The 20,371-nt window shown below is 59.2% G+C and carries 21 protein-coding genes and 1 tRNA gene; 5 read left to right on the forward strand and 17 right to left on the reverse strand.

Features of this window, described 5'->3' with window-relative positions; translation table 11 throughout:
• Window positions 1-28: 28 nt before the first annotated feature.
• The 6 genes from NW842_RS07055 to groES all read right to left on the reverse strand — a co-directional run bounded on the left by NW842_RS07055 (window position 29) and on the right by groES (window position 6,472).
• Window positions 29-1,609 (reverse strand): iron uptake porin, encoded by a 1,581-nt coding sequence (locus NW842_RS07055; protein WP_414417750.1) that lies wholly within the window; start codon window positions 1,607-1,609, stop codon window positions 29-31.
• A 299-nt stretch (window positions 1,610-1,908) separates the two neighbouring features.
• Window positions 1,909-1,980 (reverse strand) — tRNA-Val (locus tag NW842_RS07060).
• A gap of 41 nt (window positions 1,981-2,021) precedes the next feature.
• Window positions 2,022-3,185 (reverse strand): GuaB3 family IMP dehydrogenase-related protein, encoded by a 1,164-nt coding sequence (locus NW842_RS07065; RefSeq protein ID WP_414417751.1) that lies wholly within the window; start codon window positions 3,183-3,185, stop codon window positions 2,022-2,024.
• A gap of 115 nt (window positions 3,186-3,300) precedes the next feature.
• Entirely contained in the window at window positions 3,301-4,095 is a 795-nt protein-coding gene (locus NW842_RS07070; protein WP_414417752.1) for a DUF429 domain-containing protein, read from the reverse strand.
• A gap of 340 nt (window positions 4,096-4,435) precedes the next feature.
• Window positions 4,436-6,070: a chaperonin GroEL gene (groL, locus tag NW842_RS07075; RefSeq protein ID WP_011433224.1), complete on the reverse strand. Its 1,635-nt coding sequence runs from the start codon at window positions 6,068-6,070 to the stop codon at window positions 4,436-4,438.
• Window positions 6,071-6,160: 90 nt separating this feature from the next.
• Window positions 6,161-6,472 (reverse strand): co-chaperone GroES, encoded by a 312-nt coding sequence (groES, locus tag NW842_RS07080; RefSeq protein ID WP_011433225.1) that lies wholly within the window; start codon window positions 6,470-6,472, stop codon window positions 6,161-6,163.
• Between the two features lie 208 nt (window positions 6,473-6,680).
• Here groES and NW842_RS07085 point away from each other — a divergent pair, with 208 nt between their 5' ends.
• On the forward strand, window positions 6,681-7,511 hold the full coding sequence (locus NW842_RS07085; protein WP_414356088.1) for a PhzF family phenazine biosynthesis protein: 831 nt from the start codon (window positions 6,681-6,683) through the stop codon (window positions 7,509-7,511).
• Window positions 7,512-7,573: 62 nt separating this feature from the next.
• Here the strand turns inward: NW842_RS07085 and NW842_RS07090 are convergent, their stop codons facing one another.
• Window positions 7,574-8,554, reverse strand: a complete 981-nt coding sequence (locus NW842_RS07090; protein WP_414417753.1) for an apocytochrome f — start codon at window positions 8,552-8,554, stop codon at window positions 7,574-7,576.
• A 122-nt stretch (window positions 8,555-8,676) separates the two neighbouring features.
• The gene (locus NW842_RS07095; protein ID WP_011433228.1) at window positions 8,677-9,195 is read right to left on the reverse strand and encodes a cytochrome b6-f complex iron-sulfur subunit; all 519 of its coding nucleotides are present in this window, start codon (window positions 9,193-9,195) and stop codon (window positions 8,677-8,679) included.
• Between the two features lie 183 nt (window positions 9,196-9,378).
• On the opposite strand from NW842_RS07095, the gene NW842_RS07100 reads away from it, so the two are divergent.
• Window positions 9,379-9,696, forward strand: coding sequence for a DUF3067 family protein (locus NW842_RS07100; protein ID WP_414375168.1), 318 nt, complete (start codon window positions 9,379-9,381; stop codon window positions 9,694-9,696).
• A gap of 123 nt (window positions 9,697-9,819) precedes the next feature.
• Here the strand turns inward: NW842_RS07100 and NW842_RS07105 are convergent, their stop codons facing one another.
• The 4 genes from NW842_RS07105 to NW842_RS07120 form a co-directional block, all read right to left on the reverse strand.
• Window positions 9,820-11,160: a hypothetical protein gene (locus NW842_RS07105; protein ID WP_414417754.1), complete on the reverse strand. Its 1,341-nt coding sequence runs from the start codon at window positions 11,158-11,160 to the stop codon at window positions 9,820-9,822.
• Between the two features lie 172 nt (window positions 11,161-11,332).
• Entirely contained in the window at window positions 11,333-11,845 is a 513-nt protein-coding gene (locus NW842_RS07110; protein WP_414417755.1) for a tetratricopeptide repeat protein, read from the reverse strand.
• 74 nt (window positions 11,846-11,919) lie between these two features.
• On the reverse strand, window positions 11,920-12,474 hold the full coding sequence (locus NW842_RS07115; RefSeq protein ID WP_414417756.1) for a phycobiliprotein lyase: 555 nt from the start codon (window positions 12,472-12,474) through the stop codon (window positions 11,920-11,922).
• A gap of 135 nt (window positions 12,475-12,609) precedes the next feature.
• Entirely contained in the window at window positions 12,610-13,887 is a 1,278-nt protein-coding gene (locus NW842_RS07120) for a S41 family peptidase (protein ID WP_414417757.1), read from the reverse strand.
• A gap of 188 nt (window positions 13,888-14,075) precedes the next feature.
• Here NW842_RS07120 and petB point away from each other — a divergent pair, with 188 nt between their 5' ends.
• The 3 genes from petB (at window position 14,076) to leuB (ending at window position 16,657) form a co-directional block, all read left to right on the forward strand.
• Entirely contained in the window at window positions 14,076-14,723 is a 648-nt protein-coding gene (gene petB, locus NW842_RS07125) for a cytochrome b6 (protein WP_041436518.1), read from the forward strand.
• Window positions 14,724-14,821: 98 nt separating this feature from the next.
• On the forward strand, window positions 14,822-15,334 hold the full coding sequence (petD, locus tag NW842_RS07130; protein ID WP_011433236.1) for a cytochrome b6-f complex subunit IV: 513 nt from the start codon (window positions 14,822-14,824) through the stop codon (window positions 15,332-15,334).
• A 207-nt stretch (window positions 15,335-15,541) separates the two neighbouring features.
• Window positions 15,542-16,657 (forward strand): 3-isopropylmalate dehydrogenase, encoded by a 1,116-nt coding sequence (gene leuB, locus NW842_RS07135; protein ID WP_414417758.1) that lies wholly within the window; start codon window positions 15,542-15,544, stop codon window positions 16,655-16,657.
• An 81-nt stretch (window positions 16,658-16,738) separates the two neighbouring features.
• Here leuB and dusB read toward each other — a convergent pair whose 3' ends face one another.
• From dusB to NW842_RS07160, 5 genes are all read right to left on the reverse strand, one after another.
• Entirely contained in the window at window positions 16,739-17,824 is a 1,086-nt protein-coding gene (gene dusB / locus NW842_RS07140; protein WP_414417759.1) for a tRNA dihydrouridine synthase DusB, read from the reverse strand.
• 16 nt (window positions 17,825-17,840) lie between these two features.
• On the reverse strand, window positions 17,841-18,056 hold the full coding sequence (gene rpsR, locus NW842_RS07145) for a 30S ribosomal protein S18 (RefSeq protein ID WP_011433239.1): 216 nt from the start codon (window positions 18,054-18,056) through the stop codon (window positions 17,841-17,843).
• Between the two features lie 29 nt (window positions 18,057-18,085).
• Window positions 18,086-18,280 (reverse strand): 50S ribosomal protein L33, encoded by a 195-nt coding sequence (gene rpmG, locus NW842_RS07150; protein ID WP_011433240.1) that lies wholly within the window; start codon window positions 18,278-18,280, stop codon window positions 18,086-18,088.
• Between the two features lie 91 nt (window positions 18,281-18,371).
• Complete coding sequence (locus NW842_RS07155) at window positions 18,372-19,235, reverse strand: RDD family protein (RefSeq protein WP_414417760.1); 864 nt, start codon at window positions 19,233-19,235, stop codon at window positions 18,372-18,374.
• Between the two features lie 29 nt (window positions 19,236-19,264).
• The gene (locus NW842_RS07160) at window positions 19,265-20,233 is read right to left on the reverse strand and encodes a ribonuclease Z (protein WP_041437346.1); all 969 of its coding nucleotides are present in this window, start codon (window positions 20,231-20,233) and stop codon (window positions 19,265-19,267) included.
• Between the last annotated feature and the right edge of the window lie 138 nt (window positions 20,234-20,371).

The following is a 20,371-nucleotide window of genomic DNA, read 5'->3' on the forward strand; positions in this document are numbered from 1 at the left end:
TTGGATGTCAGCGCAGGGATTTTAAGAACTAGAAAGTAAACACAGCTCGCAAAGCCCCCACGCCAATGGTTGGGTCGTTGTCTCCGGGTCTGCCGCCATTGGGGTTGCTCACAAAGTAGGCTGCCGGGGTAAGGGTGAGGTACTCGTTCACCGGGAAGCTGTAGTAGACGTCCACAACGAAGGGGCGAGTATCCCACACTCCGTCATTGTCTGTGGTCACGATTGGCTGCCCAAATACAACCCCGCCTTTGGCACCCTCCACAAAGAGGTCAGGGAAAACAAAGCCAAAGAGGAAACCATTAAAGTTTTCCTCACCCGGATCCACAGTGCCAGCCGGTACCACGTTGGGCAAGTTGTAATCCACATTGCCAGCAGTAAACCAGCCAGATACGATGACGCGGGGGGTAATCTCCCAGTTGGCAGCCACAGAAAAGGCGTTCACCTGTGCAGAGGTGGACACATTGGTTACTCTCAGAGGGCCACGGAAAAGAGCTGTACCGTTGGCCAAGAACTCAGGGCCATCGTTTGCCGTCTGCAGATAGGTACTGGCAAACTGCAGGTAAATCTCTAGATTTTCATTCGGCAGGAAGCCCAGCTCCACCGCGTGGGCACTGTCGCTACCGGTTATACCGCTGTCGCCGAAGCCCTTGCCCAAGGCTTGAGCGTTCCTGGTGCTGTAGCTGTAGGCCAAGCGCAGTTGATCGGAGAGTCGGTAGCGGAAGCCAAACAGAGCTCCACCTGGCACGTCCGCCGTGGAGTTGGGAGCGTCGGCGAAGTCGGAGAGAGCTTCGAAGGGTGTGCTGTAGTTGAATACATCGAACACACCTGAGCCAACGATACCCGTGTAGATGGTGGCTGCTCGGTTGAAAGCTGGGAATTGGTAGATCAGCTTGGCCAGGGTGAAAGTGCCACCGCCACCACCGCCAAACTCAAGGCCGGGATCCCCATCAAAGAACTCAGTCACAGCGTTGCGAGCTTGGAGACGAATGCGCAGGCGATCGCGACCCACAAAAGAAGCATCGAAGTTCAAGCGTACCCGATAGGGAAGAGTCATGTTGGCTTGGTTTTGCTCTGCTACTACCTCCCCATCAACAACTCTGTCTTCCGTGAGAGCGCTGCCTACAACAGCGGCGATGACTTGGGCATTCAACTTGGTAACCGGGTTGAAGACCTTCCCTTTCAAGTCAGTAACATCGGCTTCCAGGGCATCCACCCGCCCGCGCAGGGCTGCCAGCTCAGCAGCAAATTCCTCTTGCAAGCGCTGCAGAGTGGCCAAGTCTTCCTTGGAGACTTTGTCGGCCAAACCGGCTGCAATCAACTCATTGATGCGATCCAAGCAAGCGTTCATACCGGCGGCAAACTCAAAGCGAGTCATAGCCCGGTTGCCGCGGAAGGTGCGGTCAGGGTAGCCGGCAATACAACCGTAGCGCTCCACCAAGGATTGCAGGGCTTGGAAGGCCCAGTCGGTGGGCTGCACATCCGAAAGCTCAGAGATGGAGGTGACCGGCCCGGTAGCTTGGGCATAAGCCACTCCAGGGGTCAAGACCGCCGCTGCGCCCAGGGTGCCGGCCAGCAGCGTTTTCCAGTAGTTCGCGTGTTTCGCGGGCATGTTTCTCTCCTTGTTCTTTTCCTCACACCTTTTTGGCTGTAGGGATGTCCTCATAGAAGCGACAAACTGCCTACCTCAACAACGAGCCTGGCAATCGCGGACTCTGGGAAGACATGATACAGCCGAAGTCCACATCGTCTACCACTTTACACACTTTCTGGGCAAGACTCAATGCGAGACCCAACTGCGGTAGATGATCGAGGCTCGATATCCTCTACTCTACCTCAGGGATCCGGCTCTGGCTAGCGGGTGTATCCCAAACCAAGACAGAGCTCCTAAGCCACAAACTCTGGTGGAAATGGGCGGTACCGGACTCGAACCAGTGACATCCTGCTTGTAAGGCAGGCGCTCTACCGCTGAGCTAACCGCCCCCGAGGGATCCCAGCTCACCGAGTCTAGCATTGCCGGGAGGCTATTTCCCCATGCCCAGGCTCTGCGCCTTTTGGTAGACCTTTCCCTCGGTCAAAAGGGAGGGGGCAATGCAGATCTCCACCTGGTGCATTTCTTTGAGGTTGGCGGCGCCCAGGGTGGCCATGCTGGTGCGCAGGGCGCCCCAGAGGTTGTGGGTGCCGTCATCGAGGCGGGCGGGGCCGCACAAGATCTCTTCCAGGGTGCCGGTGGATCCCACGCGGATGCGGGTGCCGCGGGGCAAAACGGGGCTGGGGGTGGCCATGCCCCAGTGAAAGCCGCGACCGGGGGCCTCATAGGCGCGGGCCAAGGGGGATCCGATCATCACTGCATCGGCTCCACAAGCGATGGCCTTGCAAATGTCGCCACCGGTCACCAATCCCCCATCGGCAATCACAGGGACATAGGTGCCGGTTTCCGCCAAAAACTGCTCCCGTGCAGCGGCACAGTCGGCAATCGCTGTAGCCTGTGGTACCCCCACCCCCAACACGCCGCGGGAGGTACAGGCAGCGCCAGGGCCGATCCCCACCAAGACACCGGCAGCTCCGGCCTGCATCAGCTCCAAGGCAACATCGTAGGTAACGCAGTTGCCCACCACAACAGGAATGGGCATCGACCGGCAAAATCGGGCCAGATCCAGCAGTTCCATGCCTTCGGGAACCTTGTGGTGCACCGAAACCACCGTGGCCTGGACGAAAAACAGATCCCCCCCGGCTTCCGCCACCAGGGGGCCGTATTGGGCGGCGTGGGCGGGCACGCAGCTAGCGGCGGCAATGGCGCCAGCAGCTTTGATCTGGCGGATGCGTTCTTGGATTAGCTCTGGCTTCACCGGCTCGCTGTAGAGGCGCTGCATTAGGGGCACAAACTCGTCTTTGCCCACCGACGCAATCTGATCCAACACCTCATCGGGATCGGCGTAGCGGGTTTGGATGCCATCCAGGTTCAACACCCCGAAAGCTCCCAGCTCCGAGAGCAAAATGGCCATTCGCACATCCACCACGCCATCCATGGCGCTGGCGATGATGGGAATTGGCCTTTGGATCCCTCCCAGAGTGAAGTGGGTGTCCACCAGGCTGGGATCCAGCGTTCGTCTGCCTGGGGCCAGCGCGATTTCATCCAGCCCGTAAGCGCGTCTTGCCTGCCGATTGCGGCCCAGTTGCACGTCCATTTTTCCCCTGTTCTGCGGATCCCTTGTTTTTATCATGCCGCCAAGGAGGGATCCAAGGCTAGCGAGAGTTTTGTTCTTCTGGTTGGGATTTCCACCTGCGATCCCGGAGCGGGTCTCAATCAGCCTCAGAGGTTCGAGGGGGCAAGGGCGTGAAAATGTGCCCTTCTTGCAGGTTGCCGAAACTGCGGCAGCGCTCGGATCCCCAACGGAACCCGTAGAGGGCGATGTAGGCACACATCAACGCATCCACCTGATCTTCGTAGTTTTTGAGTCGACGGCCCTTGAGGGATCCCACCTTCACTTGGAGCAGCTCTTCGTGATCCTGGAGAGCCGGGTCAGCGGCAGCCAGAGAGCGCAGATGATGCTGGTAAAGTTGCCAAGCTTGTTGCCGTTCCGGCCAGGTGCGTCGAGGGCGGGCCTTGTATTTTAGGGTGCGGCTGAGGCCAAAGAGGCTGACCAAGGCGCTGTGGGGGAAGACCTCGGTCACTTGGCGGGTAAGTTTTCCTCGCTCGATGCTGGCCTGCTCCCGAAAGCCATAACTGGCTAGGGCTTGCACCAAGGCTTCCCCTCTCACCTGGCCGTTTTTTTCTAGAAGCCGGCGGTTGGCTGGGTGGGCCCCGGCTGCATAGGCGCGAAACACCCGGTTCAGTTCGGCCTCGGCCCGTCGCTGTCCGCTGAGGTTGGGGACGCGCATGGGGGCATCCACCGCCACCAAGCAGGGATCTTCGCCCGCCTGAGCTTGAATATAGTCCAGGATCTCCTCATCCGTTTGGAGAATGCGGCTATCGACCAGATGGCCTGTCAAGTTCTGCCTGCCGGGATCCCCGAGCTGGACTCGCAGCGTGGCCAGACCGGAAGGGTTGCGGGGCGACCAAGCCAGATCCAGGCCAATGCAAATCAACTGAGCCACACCGCCTTCCCCTTCTCTTCAAGTTGGACAGAATCAGAGTCGTTATCAAAAAACCAGTTTGAGGCAGTTCCCGATTGCATGGCTCCGGCGCCCTCACCCCCAGCCCCTCTCCCTCTGAGAAAAGGGGTTAGGGATCAGCATCACAAACAGTTTCGCTGCTGTCTCACGGTCGTTGGGAATGATCCCGCCGGATTGCCTGCGTCTTGATGAAAATCCACAAGAAAAGGGATCCCACCAGGGGATCCCGAAAGATTCATCCAAGATGCCTGGCCAGGAAGCGAAGTGCCCATGGGCTCTTCGGTGAGCCTCAGGGATCCACCTCGCTGTGGCGGTCAACGGATTAGTAGTCGTAGTCACTCATGCCGCTGCCGCTGCTTGCCGGCGTGTTGGTTTTGGGCTCGGGCTTGTCCACCACGATTGCTTCGGTGGTCAGCACCATCCCCGCAATGGAAGCGGCGTTTTGCAGGGCGGAACGGGTAACCTTGGCCGGGTCTACAATGCCCGCTTCGAACATATCCACGAAGGCGTCGTTCTGGGCATCGTAGCCGGTGTTGAAGGGCTTGTCTTTCACCCGCTCCAGCACAATGGAGCCGTTTTGGCCGGCGTTCTCAGCAATGCGGCGCAGCGGAGCGCCCAGAGCGCGGGCGACCAGGTTGGCCCCCACCAGTTCATCGCCGGACAGGTTGGCTTGCGCCCACTCGGTTACCACCGGGATCAGGTGTGCCAAGGTGGTACCGCCGCCGGGAACGATCCCTTCTTCTACCGCCGCTTTGGTGGCGTTGATGGCATCTTCCAGGCGCAACTTGCGGTCTTTCATCTCGGTTTCAGTGGCCGCGCCCACTTTGATCACTGCCACACCGCCGGAGAGCTTGGCCAGGCGCTCTTGCAGTTTTTCTTTGTCGTAGGTGGAGTCGGTTTCCTCAATTTGACGGCGAATTTGCTCGCAACGAGCTTTCACGGCCGCTTCGTTGCCTTCCGCCACGATGGTGGTATTGTCTTTGGTTACCGTGACGCGACGGGCAGTGCCGAAGGAATCGAGGCGAGCGTTCTCCAGCTTCAGGCCGCGCTCTTCGCTGATTACCTCACCACCGGTCAGGATGGCAATGTCTTCCAACATAGCCTTGCGGCGATCCCCGAAGCCAGGGGCTTTTACCGCTACCACGCTCAGCACACCCCGCAGCTTGTTCACCACCAGGGTAGCCAGCGCTTCTTTCTCGATGTCTTCGGCGATGATCAGCAGAGGACGACCGGCGCGGGCCACCTGCTCCAGAACCGGTACCAGGTCTTGCACCAGGGTGATCTTCTTATCGGTGATGAGGATGTAGGGGTTTTCCAGAACCGCTTCCATCCGCTCGGTATCGGTGACGAAGTAAGGGGAGATGTAGCCCTTGTCGAAGCGCATCCCTTCCGTCACTTCCAGCTCGGTGGTCATGGACTTGCCTTCTTCCAGGGAGATCACCCCTTCGCGGCCCACCTTGTCCATGGCCTCGGCAATCATACGGCCCACTTCTTCATCGTTACCGGCGGAAATGGCCGCCACCTGGGCAATGGCTTTGGAATCTTCGACCGGGCGGGCATGTTCGGCGATTTTGTCTACCAAAAACTTCACCGCCTTGTCGATCCCCCGCTTTAGGGCAATCGGGTTGGCGCCGGCAGCCACGTTTTTCAGACCTTCTTTCACCATGGCGTGAGCCAAGACCGTGGCCGTGGTGGTGCCATCCCCAGCCGTGTCATTGGTCTTGGAAGCCGCCTGCCGGATCAAGGAAACGCCTGTGTTCTCAATGTGGTCTTCCAGCTCGATTTCTTTGGCAATGGTTACCCCGTCGTTGATGATTTGGGGGGCGCCAAACTTCTTCTCCAGCACGACGTTGCGCCCTTTGGGACCCAGGGTAACGGCTACGGCTTCTGCCAAAATATCCATGCCGTGCTCTAGAGCGCGGCGGGCTTCTTCACTGAAGATGATTGATTTGGCCATAGTCAACCTCTCCGATGCAAATGCAGGTAAGGGTGAAACAGAGTCTCAAGGATTCAATCGTTCGTTGAACTGCTGCTGAATCACTGACCATTACTGAACAATGGCGAGAATGTCCCGCTCGGCCAACAGCACATATTCATCGCTGCCCAGCTTGACTTCGGTTCCGGCATACTTGGAGTAGAGCACTTTGTCGCCGGCTTTCAGTTCCATCGGGATCAGCTTGCCCTCGTCGTTGCGCTTGCCAGGGCCAACAGCAACCACTTCCCCCACCTGGGGCTTTTCCTTGGCAGTGTCCGGCAAGAAGATCCCACCTGCGGTTTTCTCGTCCTGCTGAGCGATTTTGACCAGCACGCGGTCGCCCAGCGGCTTCAGGGTAGAGACGTTAAGAGCCACTGCAGCCATGACGAATGTCCTCCGTGATCCTAACGAATTTCCATTAATTCCGCTTCCCGAGGGGAAGCGACTTAGCACTCTCGACTTACGAGTGCTAGTTTATCAGCCAACTTTCTGGCCTGACAATAGCCTTTGTCAGCGGGATCCCGCTTTTGGCAGGTGCGGTCGGGGTGCGGATCCCCCTACTTTTGGTGCCGGTGTGGGATCATGGCCTGAGTTGGGCTGGGTTGAGAACGTGCGGATCCCGTTTTTTCAGGTGGATGCATTTACGGCGGTGCCTTTCGGCGGCAATCCGGCAGCGGTGTGTCTGCTGCCCCAGGAGTTGCCAGAGGCGCTGATGCAAGCCATTGCCGCAGAGAACAATGTATCGGAGACGGCTTTTTTACTGCCTCAGGGATCCCAGGGCGAGGTTCCCCACTATGGGCTGCGCTGGTTTACGCCGACGACGGAGGTGGATCTCTGTGGCCACGCCACCTTGGCTGGTGCCCATGTGCTGTTCACCGAGGTGCATCCTGAGGCGGAGAGGGTAGCCTTTTCCACCCGCAGTGGCCTGTTGCAGGTGCGGCGGCAAGGGGATCGCCTGGCCATGGATTTTCCTGCTCAAACTCCGGAACCTTGGCCAGAAGCCAAGGAGCAGGTGGCAGCGGCTTTGGGGATCCCACCTGTGGAGCTGTACCGCGGGGGTATGGGGGTGGCGGTGCTGGCTTCGGCGGGACAGGTGCAGCAGGTGCAACCGGATCTGGCCCAGGTTCAAGCACTCCCCGTTCCGGGGTTGATCGTCACAGCCTCTGGGGCGGCTCTGGGGAATGGGCCGGATTTTGTCTGCCGCGTTTTTGCCCCTCGGCTGGGGATCCCGGAAGATCCAGTGACGGGATCCGCCCAGTGTCTTTTGATGCCCTATTGGGCCAAACGCCTGGGTCGCTCTGAGTTACAGGCCCACCAGCTATCCAGCCGCGGCGGGGAGCTCTGGTGTCGCGATCTCGGCTCTCGCGTGGAGATTGCCGGGCAGGCTGTGCAGGTGATCAGAGGAGAGCTGAGGCTACCTTAGAACCCTACCGAACAAAAAACACCTCGGATACCTCCGAGGTGCAGGCCAGGAAAGAGCTTGAGCTAGCCAAGGATTTCGGCGGCTTGAATGAGCTCCACCTGCTTTTTCTTGAGCACCAATAAGAGCTGGGCAATCGTAACGGCTGCCAGGAAAGCCACCAGCCATTTCACCCGCTCCGGGCTTTGCAGCACCAGATCCCGCTCCACCTGGCCAAAGCCGCCCACATTGGGATTGTTGGTGACGGGATCCCCTTCTTTGACGCTGTCGCCAACGGCAACCACCAGCTCCGGCCCAGGTGGCACCACCAGGTTGTGGATCCCACTTTCGCTCTCGAAGCTGAGAACCCGCGTGCCTGGCAGCTCATATTCCGGGGGCACCAGGCTGGCCAATTCAGCCGGTAGATCGCTGATATCGGAGTCGAGGGTGGCAATGTTGACCAGACGCCCCGTGGCTGGGGCGCGGAAGACGTTGTTGTTGCTGAGGCTGCCGTCGGGGTTGAGCTGACCGCGACCCCGGTTGGCCCCAATGTAAACGCGATACTTCATGAAGGCCACCGAGGGATCCTCTTTCGGGTCAGGGGCCACCACTGGAAAGACGATTTCTTGATGCTGCTCGCCCGGCAAAGGCCCGACCAGGAGGATGTTGGGCTTCGCGTCGCTGTAGGGGGTGATGTAGGTCTCGGCAGTTTCTTGCCGTTGTTCCTCGGTCATCTCGGCTTCGGTGGCTAAACGGAAGCCCTCCGGCAAGACCACCACCGCACCCACGTTCAACCCACCCTTGCTGCCGTCTGACAGCACCTGCTGTTTGCTCAGGTCATAGGGGATCCCAACTTTGATGGTGAACACCTGGCCGGGGGTGACGGCCTGGGGCACCTCGGCGCGAGTGGGCATGGCGTTCAGGTGGCAGTTGGCACAGACAATTTTTCCAGTCGCCTCGCGGGGGTTGTCGTAGGCCATCTGGGCATAGTAGGGGTAGGCTGCCGCCGGACGTGCCCCCATCCCCAGCAGCAGCAGCGCGCAGAAGACCAAGCCAATTCGCTTCATAACTCTCAGCTCAGAATGGATTTCAATCACAGCTTTAGGACACAGTCTTGAAATAGCCATCTCGACGACTTGCCCCAAATCGTTCGGCAAAAGCCGGCACAGCCAGCGGGATCCCTTGCCCTTTAGGTTTCCCGGAAATCGGGGCCTTGCCAAGGGCTGAAGCGGACGTTGTCGCCATCCACAGTGGCGCTCACCAGCTCCAGCGAGCGGGGAGCCGGTCCCCGGATCACCTTGCCATTGGCCGCATACTGGGATCCGTGGCAAGGGCACTTAAACAAGTTTTCCCCCACATTCCAGGGCACCACGCAACCGAGGTGGGTACAAACCGCGTTGAGGCCATAGTTGGCCACCGCCCCGTTGTCGATCACGATGTAGGTGGGATCCCCCTTCAAACCTTGGGCCAGCACCCGATCCGTAGCGGCATGGGTGGCCAACAGTTCACTGACGCTGATGGGCTTGCCGAGGGCGTCCTGAGCTATGAGGCCCTCACCCCCTCCACCGGCAGAGGGCGGAATAAAGTACTTCACCACCGGGTAGAGGGCGCCCACCACCACGACTCCCACAGAGCCGCTGAGCAGGGCATTGAGAAGAACCCGCCGGCTCATGGGGGGCGCTTCAAAGTTGCTAACCGCTTCCGTCATAATGGCAAATGCAGACCTGAGAAGTTTTAACGTTCGTTGACAAGCGACATCATCCTAACCGACCCCTCTGGCCAATATCGTTAAGAAATGCAACGCTGTAAGAGGCCGTGGCCTTCCTTCCCAAGGTGAGCGGCCCACCCAGCGCGATTGGAGCCAGATCCAAGCCAGCCTCAGACAAGTCTGATGAAGGGATCCGACTTTCAAGCTTTGTTGCGCGAGAAGTGGGGCTGTTCCTACGACGTACAGTTGCGCCGTATCCAGCAGAAGGTGGTGCTGCTGGTGATGTGGCGCTACCTGGAGCAGCCCTCCTTTCCCTTGAGCGAGGCGGAGTATCTGGCCCACTTGGAGAGAGTGCTGGCCCATTTGCAGGCTTGGGGGGTGTGGGAATCGGTGCGCCGGGAGATCGAGTCCACCCGTCAGAGACCTCGTATGGGCAAGGCGGTGGCCATTCCTCTGGATTTGCAGAAGGTGGGGGAGCGGGTCTCGGAGTGGTTGCTGTGAGTTCTCCGGGGGAGAAAAAAGTCCAAGCAAACCCAAGCGCCGGATTCTCCGGCTGGGCAAGAAACTCGAATGGGTCTCAGCTCAAACGGCAGACCGGGAGTTTGCCCAACGGCCATGACCTCTCTAGAGGGGACGCGGCTTGCGCACTTGTTCGGTTTCCGGGTACTCCTGCTGCGCTTCGGATTCCAAAAGTTGGCGGAATGCCGGCTCGTCCAGACGGTAGTCCCGCTGCTCGATCAAATCCCGGTCGGTTGAGTAAATGGTGTCCGACTCTTGCACAACTTCTTGACGGCGGAAGCGGCGGGCAAAGTTGAGTTTGCGCAGCAGCGCCTCTGTGGGATGCTGCAGATGCTCTCGCCAAAGCTGCCGGACACGATTGCGACGCTCCACTCCCTGGTTACGGATTTGCAAGGCTAGCCAGCGAACGGCGGGCACCGCCAAAAACAGCGTGCCGTAGAGGAAGAGGAAGCCGATCAACGGGTAGATGAAGGCCAAAAAAGCATTGCTGCCGGCTGCCGCTGCCACCTCCTCCCGTGCCCCATAGAGAATGGCGGCCAGAAAGAAATTGAGAACTCCCAAGCCTCCTGCCAGGGTCAGTTGACCAGGCGTGGCCCGGCTGAACACCCAAGGTTTCTCCTGCAACACCTCAGGGATCCCCTTGGGCTTGCGCTCTGAGGCGGCCACCTGCAGCTCTGGGAAGCGGTAGACAATGTCCCCATCCTCGCTGACCTCCGGCTGGCCGTCGAACTTGAGCAAAATGGGCAGCATGTAATCTTCGTATTCCAAGGCCGGGGATCCCGGCTCCACATCCAGGTAGGGCAACACCTGTTCCGCTGCGATCACCCCCCCATTGGCACGAATCAGTTGGCCAATGAGGGCATAGCGCTCCTCCTCCAGGTTGGCATTGGGATCCCCGTCCCCAAAGAGGAAGCTGTACACCGCTTCCAGGAAGTTCAGCTCGGATTTTTGCGGCTGGCGGGGGCGCGTCCGACCGGAGTAGCTCCCATAGTAGGGGTAAGGATCCCAGAAGGGGTTGCCGATCCAAAGGTTGGGGAAGTAATAAAACCCTATCCCCCGCGATCGGCTGCGATTGTCCTGCTCGCGGCTACTGGCCATCTGCAAGGCAATCAACGCCAGGACGATCAAGACAATTGACACCACCAGCAGAATGCCAAAGGAGATGCGCAACCCATAGAGGAAGCCCCCCCACAACCGGCGACGCAGGGCTGCTAGCCGATCCTGCTGCTCCTTGCGCTTGAGAATGCTGCGAAAATCCGGTGGAAAAACGTAGGTAATCTCCCCCTGCCGGGAAACCTGGAGATGCCCCTCCGCCTTTTGGGCCAAATTCAGCAGCTCTTGTTTGGCCTCGTGTAGAGCCAAGCCCGTGCTGGATGCAATATCTCCCAGCGTGACCCGCAGGCCCAACTGCTCCACTGCATCCATCACCAATGTTTGTGTAGCCACTCTTAACCTCCGCTTTCTGCCCCAATTGCCGAGGAGCCTGTCGGGATCCCTAGGACGCAGATCCGCTCCCCTGAGCTAGACCTAGCGTCTCCTCTATTCCCAGTATCTCCCCTTAACCTCGCAGCGACGAGAATCGTTGTAGATCTCACTTCCAGAACGGTTGTACCCGCCTCTAGGGCAGCCAAGCCATCACGGCCAGCAGGGTCGAGAGGATCCCGATCAACACCCAGATGAGGGGCTTAGTGTCCAACGGGGGATCCGCTGCCCGGCGGCTGAGGGGATCCCCAGATCTTGGGGAAGGGCCTTTGCGTTGGGAGCGCCCATAGGCCAAGCGGTACTCTGGGGGATCAGCTTCCTCCAGCCGGCTGAGATCGGGAATTTCGCTCAACCACTCCGCCGAACGTCGCAGACGAGGGGCTTGCCAGATGCCCAAGACATAGCGAGCCTGCTGGGCGACTTCTGGATCTGGGTTGCGCAGCAAGGTTTGAACCAACAGGATGGCCTCCTGCGTTTCGCCAAGGGCCTCTTGGGCCAGGGCCTGCCAGAGCCGTAGCTTACCCGACTGCGGATAGCGGCTTTGGGCCTGCCTAACCTGCTCTAGCGCCTGCCGATATTGTCCTCGCTCGAACCTCGACTGGATCAGGGCCAAGTGCTGAGACAATCTCAAGTCTTCGGGAAGCGTCATGCTCAGGATCCGCAGGTTAGCTAGACCGCCGGGAAGCCCCGTCCTCTATGCATCAGCATGAGTGCGGGAGTAGGTCACGTCAGCTTCTGTTCTACCCCAAACCCCACCAGCAACAGCTCCTGCAAAGGCCGACCCTGAGGGGGACGCTGGTAGGTGAGGATCTGCCGCAGGCGCAGGCGCGGATTCAGTAGAGTGATGGTATCTACGGCAACCACACGAGTGTAGGTGGTGGTCATCACCAGTTGCAGGGATCCGGGATCAAACCGGAAAGTCGCCACCATCGGGCGATCTTCCTCATAGGCCCGATCCCGCAGGTAGTCTCCCTGCAGCCCCAAGGGGGTTTCCTGCCGAGGGACGAACAGCATGTTCAGCTCTTGCCCGGCCTCCTCACCCTTTTCGGAAACCGTCTCAAAAGCCAAGTGAAAGCCCAGAAAACCATCCACGTTGTGGTTGGGGTAGTTGTTGTCGGCGAGCACCTTGTGCTTGAGCTCAGGGGTGAGGGTGCGAATGGTGAACTCGGTGCGGGAGCGCTCCACCTCGCCACGGTCTAGGTAATGGTAGGTGCGCTCTGTGCGCCAAGCTCCAATGCAGCAGTTGAAAAAGTGGTGAAATTGCTGGATAGCGTTCATGCGGGCGGGAGCGGACAGAGTCAGAGATCAGCGCTGGACGGGAAACCCTGCTTTCGATCCTAAAACGAATCGAAAACAACCAGGAATCCAAATCCTGAATGCCAACGATTGAGTTCTACCGTGGGATCCCCTTCCTCACGGGCTTTTGGCCACCCGGATCCCTTGGAGCTGCCCCAACAACTCCAGGGCTCGCTGGAGCTGGATGTCCTCCGGCCCGGCCAAGGTTTCCGCCGTCAGAGGAAGGGATCCCTCCGCCACCACCACATCGGGCTGGATCCCCTGGCGATGAATGTCGTGGCCGCTGGGGGTGAGGTACTTGGCCGTGGTCACCGCCAGCCCCGATCCATCCGCCAGCTCCAGCAGGGATTGAATCAGACCCTTGCCAAAGGTGCGCGTTCCCACCAGTTGAGCTCGCCCACTGTCCTGAAGTGCCCCGGCCAACACTTCACTAGCACTGGCGCTGCCCTGGTTCACCAAGACCACCAGCGGTGCCTCTGTGAGCACCTCGCCGGTGGCGGGAATGCTGTCCTGAATGCCGTGGCGATCCGTCACCAGCACAATGTCGCCCTTGGGGATCCAGAAGCGGGCGATCTCAATGGCCGCCTGCAAGAGTCCCCCCGGATTGTTGCGCAAATCGAGAATGTAGCCCCGCACCCCTTGAGCTTCTGCGGCCCGAATGGCTTGGCGGACTTGAGCGGCAGCATTGCCGTTGAACTGGCTGAGGCGAATGTAGGCCACCGATCCCTGAGGCAGCTCAAAAAAACGGGTGCGCACGGGGTTGATGGTGATCGATTGGCGCACCAGCTCCACCTCCCAAATGCGATCCTGCCGCTTCAGCTTCAAGGTAACCGGCGTGCCACTGCGCCCCCGCATCCGCTCGGCCACTTCGTCCAGACTCAACCCCGCCACCGGCACCCGATCCACCGCCAAAATCTCATCCTGAGGTTGGATCCCGGCCTGCTCGGCAGGAGTGCCCTCCATGGGGGCAATCACCCGCACAGCGCCTTGCTCGTCGATGGCAATCTGCAAGCCGACACCACTCAGCTCGCCGGCTGTAGAGGTCTGCAGGCTGAGGTAGTGCTCTCTGTCCAGAAAGCGGGTAAAGGGATCCCCCAGAGTGGCCAACATCTCCTCGATGGCCTGGTAAGTCTGCTTGCGCTCCTTCAGGGGCCGGGAGAGAAACCGCTGCCGCACCTGCCACCAGTTTTGCCCGTTAAACCCCGGATCCACGTAGGCCCGATCCACGTAGGCCCAAGCCTGCGCCAGCAGTTGCTGCTCTTCTCCCCAACGGCTGGCCTGCACCGGACAGGGGCCTATGGCCAAACTCGCCCAGAGCAAACACCCAAGCAAGACAAGGCGGATCCCCCACCCTCTCCAAAGGATCCCTGTGTATCTCGGCTTCTGCACAACCATCGATCCCAAAAAACATTAAGAAACATGAACAAAACGCAATATCAAAAGCTCGTCTGGCCTACTGGAATCAAGATCTTGGTTCCCAAGCTGAGCCCGGCGCCAGGATAGTGTTAAAAGATTGTGTTACATTGCTGAGGAGAGTGGGCTTGCCCCGCCCTCGAGAGCCAACTTCAAAAAATGCAGACATTATGAGCAAAGTTTACGACTGGTTGGACGAGCGGCTGGAGATTACGCCTTTCGTCGACGACGCAACGGGAAAATTCATTCCGCCTCACGTTAACATCTTCTACTGCCTCGGCGGGGTGACGCTGGTGTGCTTCTTAATTCAGTTTGCCACCGGCTTCGCCATGACGTTTTACTATCGTCCGACGGTGGCCGAGGCCTTTGAATCGGTGAACTACATCATGACCCAGGTGAACTTCGGCTGGCTGTTGCGCTCCATCCACCGTTGGAGCGCCTCCATGATGGTGCTGATGATGATCCTACACACCTTCCGGGTCTATCTGACAGGGGGATTCAAAAAGCCCCGTGAGCTGACCTGGGTAACCGGCGTGATCTTGGCGGTGCTGACCGTCTCCTTTGGCGTTACCGGCTACTCCCTGCCCTGGGATCAGGTGGGCTACTGGGCGGTCAAGATCGTCTCAGGTGTGCCCAGTGCCATTCCGGTGGTGGGCGACTTGTTGGTGCAACTGATCCGGGGTGGCGAAGCGGTTGGTCAAGCTACCCTGACTCGCTTCTACAGCTTGCACACTTTCGTGCTACCCTGGCTGACCGCAGTCTTTATGACCATGCACTTTTTGATGATCCGCCGCCAAGGCATTTCTGGGCCTTTGTGAGCAAGGTTTGACTCCCAGACGCCTTTGACTTTCCTGGTAACTGGGATCTTTACCTGCCACTTTTTCAGAACTTTTGTCCCTAGATAAGGAGAACTCCCATGGCCGTTTCAAAACAGGTGATAGCGACCGAGGCCATTACCCGCAAGGTTGACCTAGACAATCCCAAAGTTGTAGCCAAGCTGAAGAAAAACATGGGCCACATGACCTATGGCGAGCCTGCGTGGCCCAACGACTTGCTCTTTATGTTTCCGGTGGTGATCTTGGGCACTATTGGGGTGATTGTCGGCCTGTCGGTTATGGATCCGGCAGGTGTAGGGGAGCCGGCGGATCCCTTTGCTACGCCTCTGGAAATTCTGCCGGAATGGTATCTCTACCCCGCCTTCCACATCCTGCGGATTGCTCCCAACAAGCTGTTGGGAATTGCTCTGATGTCTGCCATTCCTGTGGGTCTCTTGTTTGTGCCCTTCATCGAAAACGTCAACAAGTTCCAAAACCCCTTGCGCCGCCCAGTGGCGACAACGGTGTTCCTGATCGGCACCTTGGTCACCCTCTACCTGGGCATAGGTGCCACCTTGCCCTTGGATAAGTGGGTCACCTTGGGCTTGTTCTAAAAGAACATCTGGGACTCCCGCTTGATGGGTTGATCGTCATCATCACCATCAGAATCACCATCAGAGTGCAGCAGGTTGGTGGCCGGGCTGCACTTTGTTATTTGGAGAGCTTTTTAGAGGAGTTGTCTGCAAACCTGTGTGCCAAGGGATGAGCCAGCCCGCCGAAATGGTAGTATCTCTACGCCCTCATCTTCAGCTTGACCGCTCATGAGCACTTCTTCTTCAACTGCTCGAACCTATCGGATCACAGCCCTTGCCGGAGATGGCATCGGCCCCGAAATCATGCGGGTGGGACGAGCCGTTTTGGATGCAGTTGCCCGGCAGATGGGATTTGCTCTCCAGTGGCAAGAGGGCCTAATCGGCGGGGCTGCCTACGACCAGACTGGGGATCCCTTGCCGGCAGAAACCCTGAAAATGGCTCAAGAGAGCGATGCCGTTTATCTGGCTGCTGTCGGCGACTTCAAGTATGACGCTCTGCCTCCTGAGAAACGCCCGGAGCGGGCCTTGTTGGGCTTGAGGGCGGGGCTGGGGCTGTTTGCCAACTTGCGCCCGGTAAAAGTCTTCCCTCAACTGGTGGGGGCTTCCTCCCTGAAGCCAGAGGTGATCTCGGGGATCGACCTGGTGGTAGTGCGGGAGCTGACGGGGGGCATTTACTTCGGCCAACCTAAGGGAATCTTCACGGATGCCCAGGGATCCCGGCGCGGCGTGAACACCATGGTCTATAGCGAAGCTGAGGTGGATCGGATTGCCCGAGTTGCCTTTGAGCTGGCCCGCAAACGCCGGCGCAAGCTCTGCTCGGTGGACAAAGCCAACGTTCTCGAGGTGTCGCAACTGTGGCGGGAGCGGGTCAATGTCATTGCGGCTGAGTACCCGGAGGTGGAACTTTCCCACCTGTACATCGACAATGCCGCCATGCAGTTGGTGCGCTGGCCCAAGCAGTTCGACGTCATCCTCACGGGCAATCTCTTCGGCGATATCCTCTCCGATGAAGCGGCCATGCTGACCGGCTCTATTGGTATGCTGCCCTCTGCCTCTCCGGGATCCTCTGGCCCCGGCCTATACGAGCCGGTACATGGGTCGGCTCCCGACATTGCCGGACAAGACAAAGCCAACCCCATTGCCCAGGTGCTCTCCGGCGCCCTGATGCTCCGCTACTCCCTGGATCAGCCGCAAGCTGCCGACCGCATCGAACAGGCGGTAGAAGCCGTTTTGGCGCAAGGGTACCGCACCCCAGACCTCTACTCTGAGGGAATGACTTTAGTGGGTTGCCAGGAAATGGGAGAAAAGTTGGTGGCAGCCCTGTCCCAGCAGCAGGCGCAATAGCCTTTTTCGGGGCCACAGGCTACAGCCAAGGCAGACGTGCGGCGATTTCCAAGCAATTTCCAATTGTGGGGATCCTTGGAGCTACGCCCAACCGGCTTCAGGGAGAAGGTCGACCTCCTCGGTGGTTTTAATGGCCTCTTCCGGTCGAGGTGTGGCTTCTTGGCAGCGCTCCATGGCTTGAAGAAGCAGGGCTTCCCCTTCCTGCACCGTCTCAATGCGACAGAGGAGAGCACGGAATTGAGAGGCTCCGGCAAAGTCTTTGATGTACCAAGTCATGTGCTTGCGGGCCTGACGGATGCCACGTTCTCCCTTGTACTCCCAGAGACCGCGCAGATGCTCTAAGGCCATTTGAATCCGCTCCAGGGGAGTGGGGGCCGGTCTTTCTTGACCGGTTTTCAGGAAGTGATCGATTTCCCCCACCAGAAAGGGATAGCCCATGGTGCCGCGGGAGCACATCACCCCATCGGCTCCGGTTTCCTCCAAACACTTCACCGCTGCGGCTGTCGAGAAAATATCCCCATTGGCGATGACGGGAATGCGCAGGTGCTGTTTGACGCGGCGGATCCAGTCCCAGCGGGCTTTGCCGTTGAAGCCTTGGGCGCGTGTTCGGGCATGCAGGGTGAGCAGTTGCGCCCCTGCCTCCTGCAGACGGTGGGCAAAATCCAAAATGTTGATCTCCTGATCTGACCAGCCCAGGCGCGTTTTCACGGTTACGGGCACCTCCACTGCGTTGGCCACCGCCTCCACAATTCGCGCTGCCGTGTCGGGATCGCGAAGCAGAGAAGAGCCGCCGCCGTTTTTGGTAATCTTGTTCACCGGGCAGCCCATGTTGATGTCCACCAAGGTCGCCCCTTCGTCCACAGCCATGCGGGCTGCTTCCGCCAGAAAGTCGGGCCGACAATCAAACAGTTGGATGCCAATAGGCTGCTCCCCCTCGCCGACCTCCATGATGCGGGGCAACTGGCGGGCATAGCGCAAGCCGGTCGCGCTGACCATTTCCGTGTAAACCAAGCTGTGGGGGGCAAAACGGCGCACCAGCCCTCGAAAGACTTGGTCGGTTACCCCTGACAGCGGCGCCTGAAAAACGCGGCTCAAAACTTTTACCCCGCCGATATTGAGGGGCTGGGACAAGCGGGCTTGGAGTTCCGGCGAAAGCTGCAGGCCCATCGGGATCCGGAGAAAGCTATCCCTCTTTGTTGACAAAGTAAAGAAGACCCATGATGCGCGCTCGTTTGATCGCGGCAGTGAGCTCCCGCTGTTGTTTGGCAGTCAGGCCGGTGATGCGGCGGGGCAAGATCTTGCCACGCTCGGTAACAAATTTCTTGAGCAGCTCCACATCGGTGTACCTAATGGGCTCTCCCGGCTTGATGGGAGACAGGCGGCGGCGAGCGTAAACCATAGGTCAGGAGAACGGCGAAACGGCTTGAACTACTTAATCTCTTTGTGGACGGTGTGGCGGTTGCAGTGGGGGCAGAATTTCTTCAGCTCTAAGCGGGCTGTTGTGTTGCGGCGGTTTTTGGTGGTGGTGTAGCGGTTCACACCTGGAGAACGTTTGTTGACGTTGGTGCGGCACTCGGTGCACTCCAGGGTGATGATGATGCGGGCACCCTTTGCTTTAGCCATGACGGATCCCAAGACGAAGGTAAACGGCAATGAGGAAACTGCAATCCCAGATCCTGAGGCTGGAGATGGGGGTTTACCTCGATAAGCGCGATCACCAATTATCCAACTTTTCCTTGACGGAATCAACCCAAGTTTTCACTTGCTTGCCCGTTTGTTGCCGTAGGCTACGGGCGTTGCGATCCACATCTTTGCTCAGGCGCTGCAACTGCTTGGACAGATCCCGCACGGCGTCATTGCGCTGGGCTTGGCGCAGCAGGTCGCGAGCAGCCGATTTGACGTCGTCAGCAGCGTCCCCCTCTAGGATGTCCTGCAAAAACCGCAAGACTTTTTCATCCAGGTGGTAGCCCCGCTCCGCTTCCACCACTAGGGTACGTCCGGCGCGGTCGTGAATGGTTTGGCGTTTTTCCTTGTCGAAGACGGCAAACAGCCCATCCGCAGCCAGAGGCACCAGCAGGGCCTCCGTGAGCACAAAGAGGGAGAGCACCCCCTCTCGAGCCAGAGAACGAACCAGGTGCGGCGAGGCTTCAGTCTCGGGATCCAGGGTTTTGATGTTCAGCAGCCATTTGCCGAGGCTTTGGCCCTCAGGACGGGATTGGAAATAGCCGCGGTTCACCAGCCAGGTGGCGAAGAAGGCGAGATAGCCGGTCATGTCCACGGCGCCTGCATTGGCCCCTACCAGAGCAGCCAAGCCTTGGGCTAGGTAGGAGATCCCCAGCCCCAGCCCAAAGTCGAGGGCAAAGGCCCCAATTCGTTTGCTCCAGGGAGCCAATTTCGGCAGGGTTTCCCCCTCAGCAGCCGTTTGCGGGGCTGGCCGCTCGGCTTGAACCGGGGGCAGAGAAGTGGCAGGGGGCAAAGCGCTGAAGGTTCGCCACTCGCCAGCACTTTGATCCAGTTGTTCGGTTTTGGGCCGCTCTGGAAATTGGGGGCGTTCGGGGTAGGGTCTGGGATCCGTCATTGCCGGTTGAGACAGTCAGTTCTACCATTCTAGCGAGGCAAGCCCACACCCACCGGCAGAGGGGACGGGCTGCGACGGGGGATCTCGTAGGTCAGCCGATCGCGGGCCAGCAGGGTATTGGGAAAAATGGCCTGAGCTTCTGCCAGCAGGTCTTCCAAGGTAATGGGGGCTTCTGGGGTGTAGCGGGGGCTGAAGTGGGTGAGGATTAGGGCTTGAGCTTTGGCTTCGGCAGCCACTTGGGCGGCCATGGCGGCGGTGGAATGCTTGGAGCGGCGGGCCAGCTCTAAGTCAGCCTGGGCGTAAGTGGCCTCGTGGATCACCAAGTCGGCAGCCCGGGAGAGATCGACGGCGTTGCGGCAGAAAATGGTGTCGGTGCAGTAGGAAAATTTGCGGCCCGGAATGGGATCCCCGACATAATCCCGTCCGTGAAAGCAGCGGCCCTGCCAGATGATGGATTGGCCGGCCTTGAGCTGCCCATACAGAGGGCCAAAGGGGATCCCATCGGCTTGGGCTTTGGCCACATTAAAGCTGCCTGGCCGATCCTGTTCCACCACGCGGTAGCCGAAGGCGGGCACCCGGTGATCCAAGGGCGCGCAGAAGACGGAGTATTCCGGCTCTTGCAGGATGAGACCGGTTTCGACGGTGTGAACGCGGAAGCCGTAGGGGATGCGCGTCTCGCTGTAGCGCAACACGGCCTTCAGGTACTCTTCCAGGCCCGGCGGGCCGTAGATATCGATGTGCTCAGGGGTGCTGCCCAAGCCACAGGAGGCCAACAGCCCCGGCAGGCCGTAGATGTGATCCCCGTGCATGTGGGTGATAAAAATGCGGCGCAACTGGCTGGGGCGCAGCTCATCTAGGCGCAGCAACTGGTGCTGGGTGCCCTCGCCGCAATCGAACAGCCACCATTCCGACCGCTGGGGAAACTGCACCGCCACCCCGGAGACATTGCGCTGGCGGGTGGGCATGCCGGAGCTGGTGCCCAAAAAGGTGATCCGAATGGCATTGGGATCTGTCACAGGGGCAAGACCTCAGGGATTGGGATCCCTAGCTTACCAATTGCTGATACATTTACGCTGAACACTGCTGAACATCACTGTTCAACTATGCAGCGATAGCATTCTGTTTGTTTCCAACCA

Source organism: Synechococcus sp. R55.4, from assembly GCF_047461935.1.
GTDB lineage: Bacteria > Cyanobacteriota > Cyanobacteriia > Thermostichales > Thermostichaceae > Thermostichus.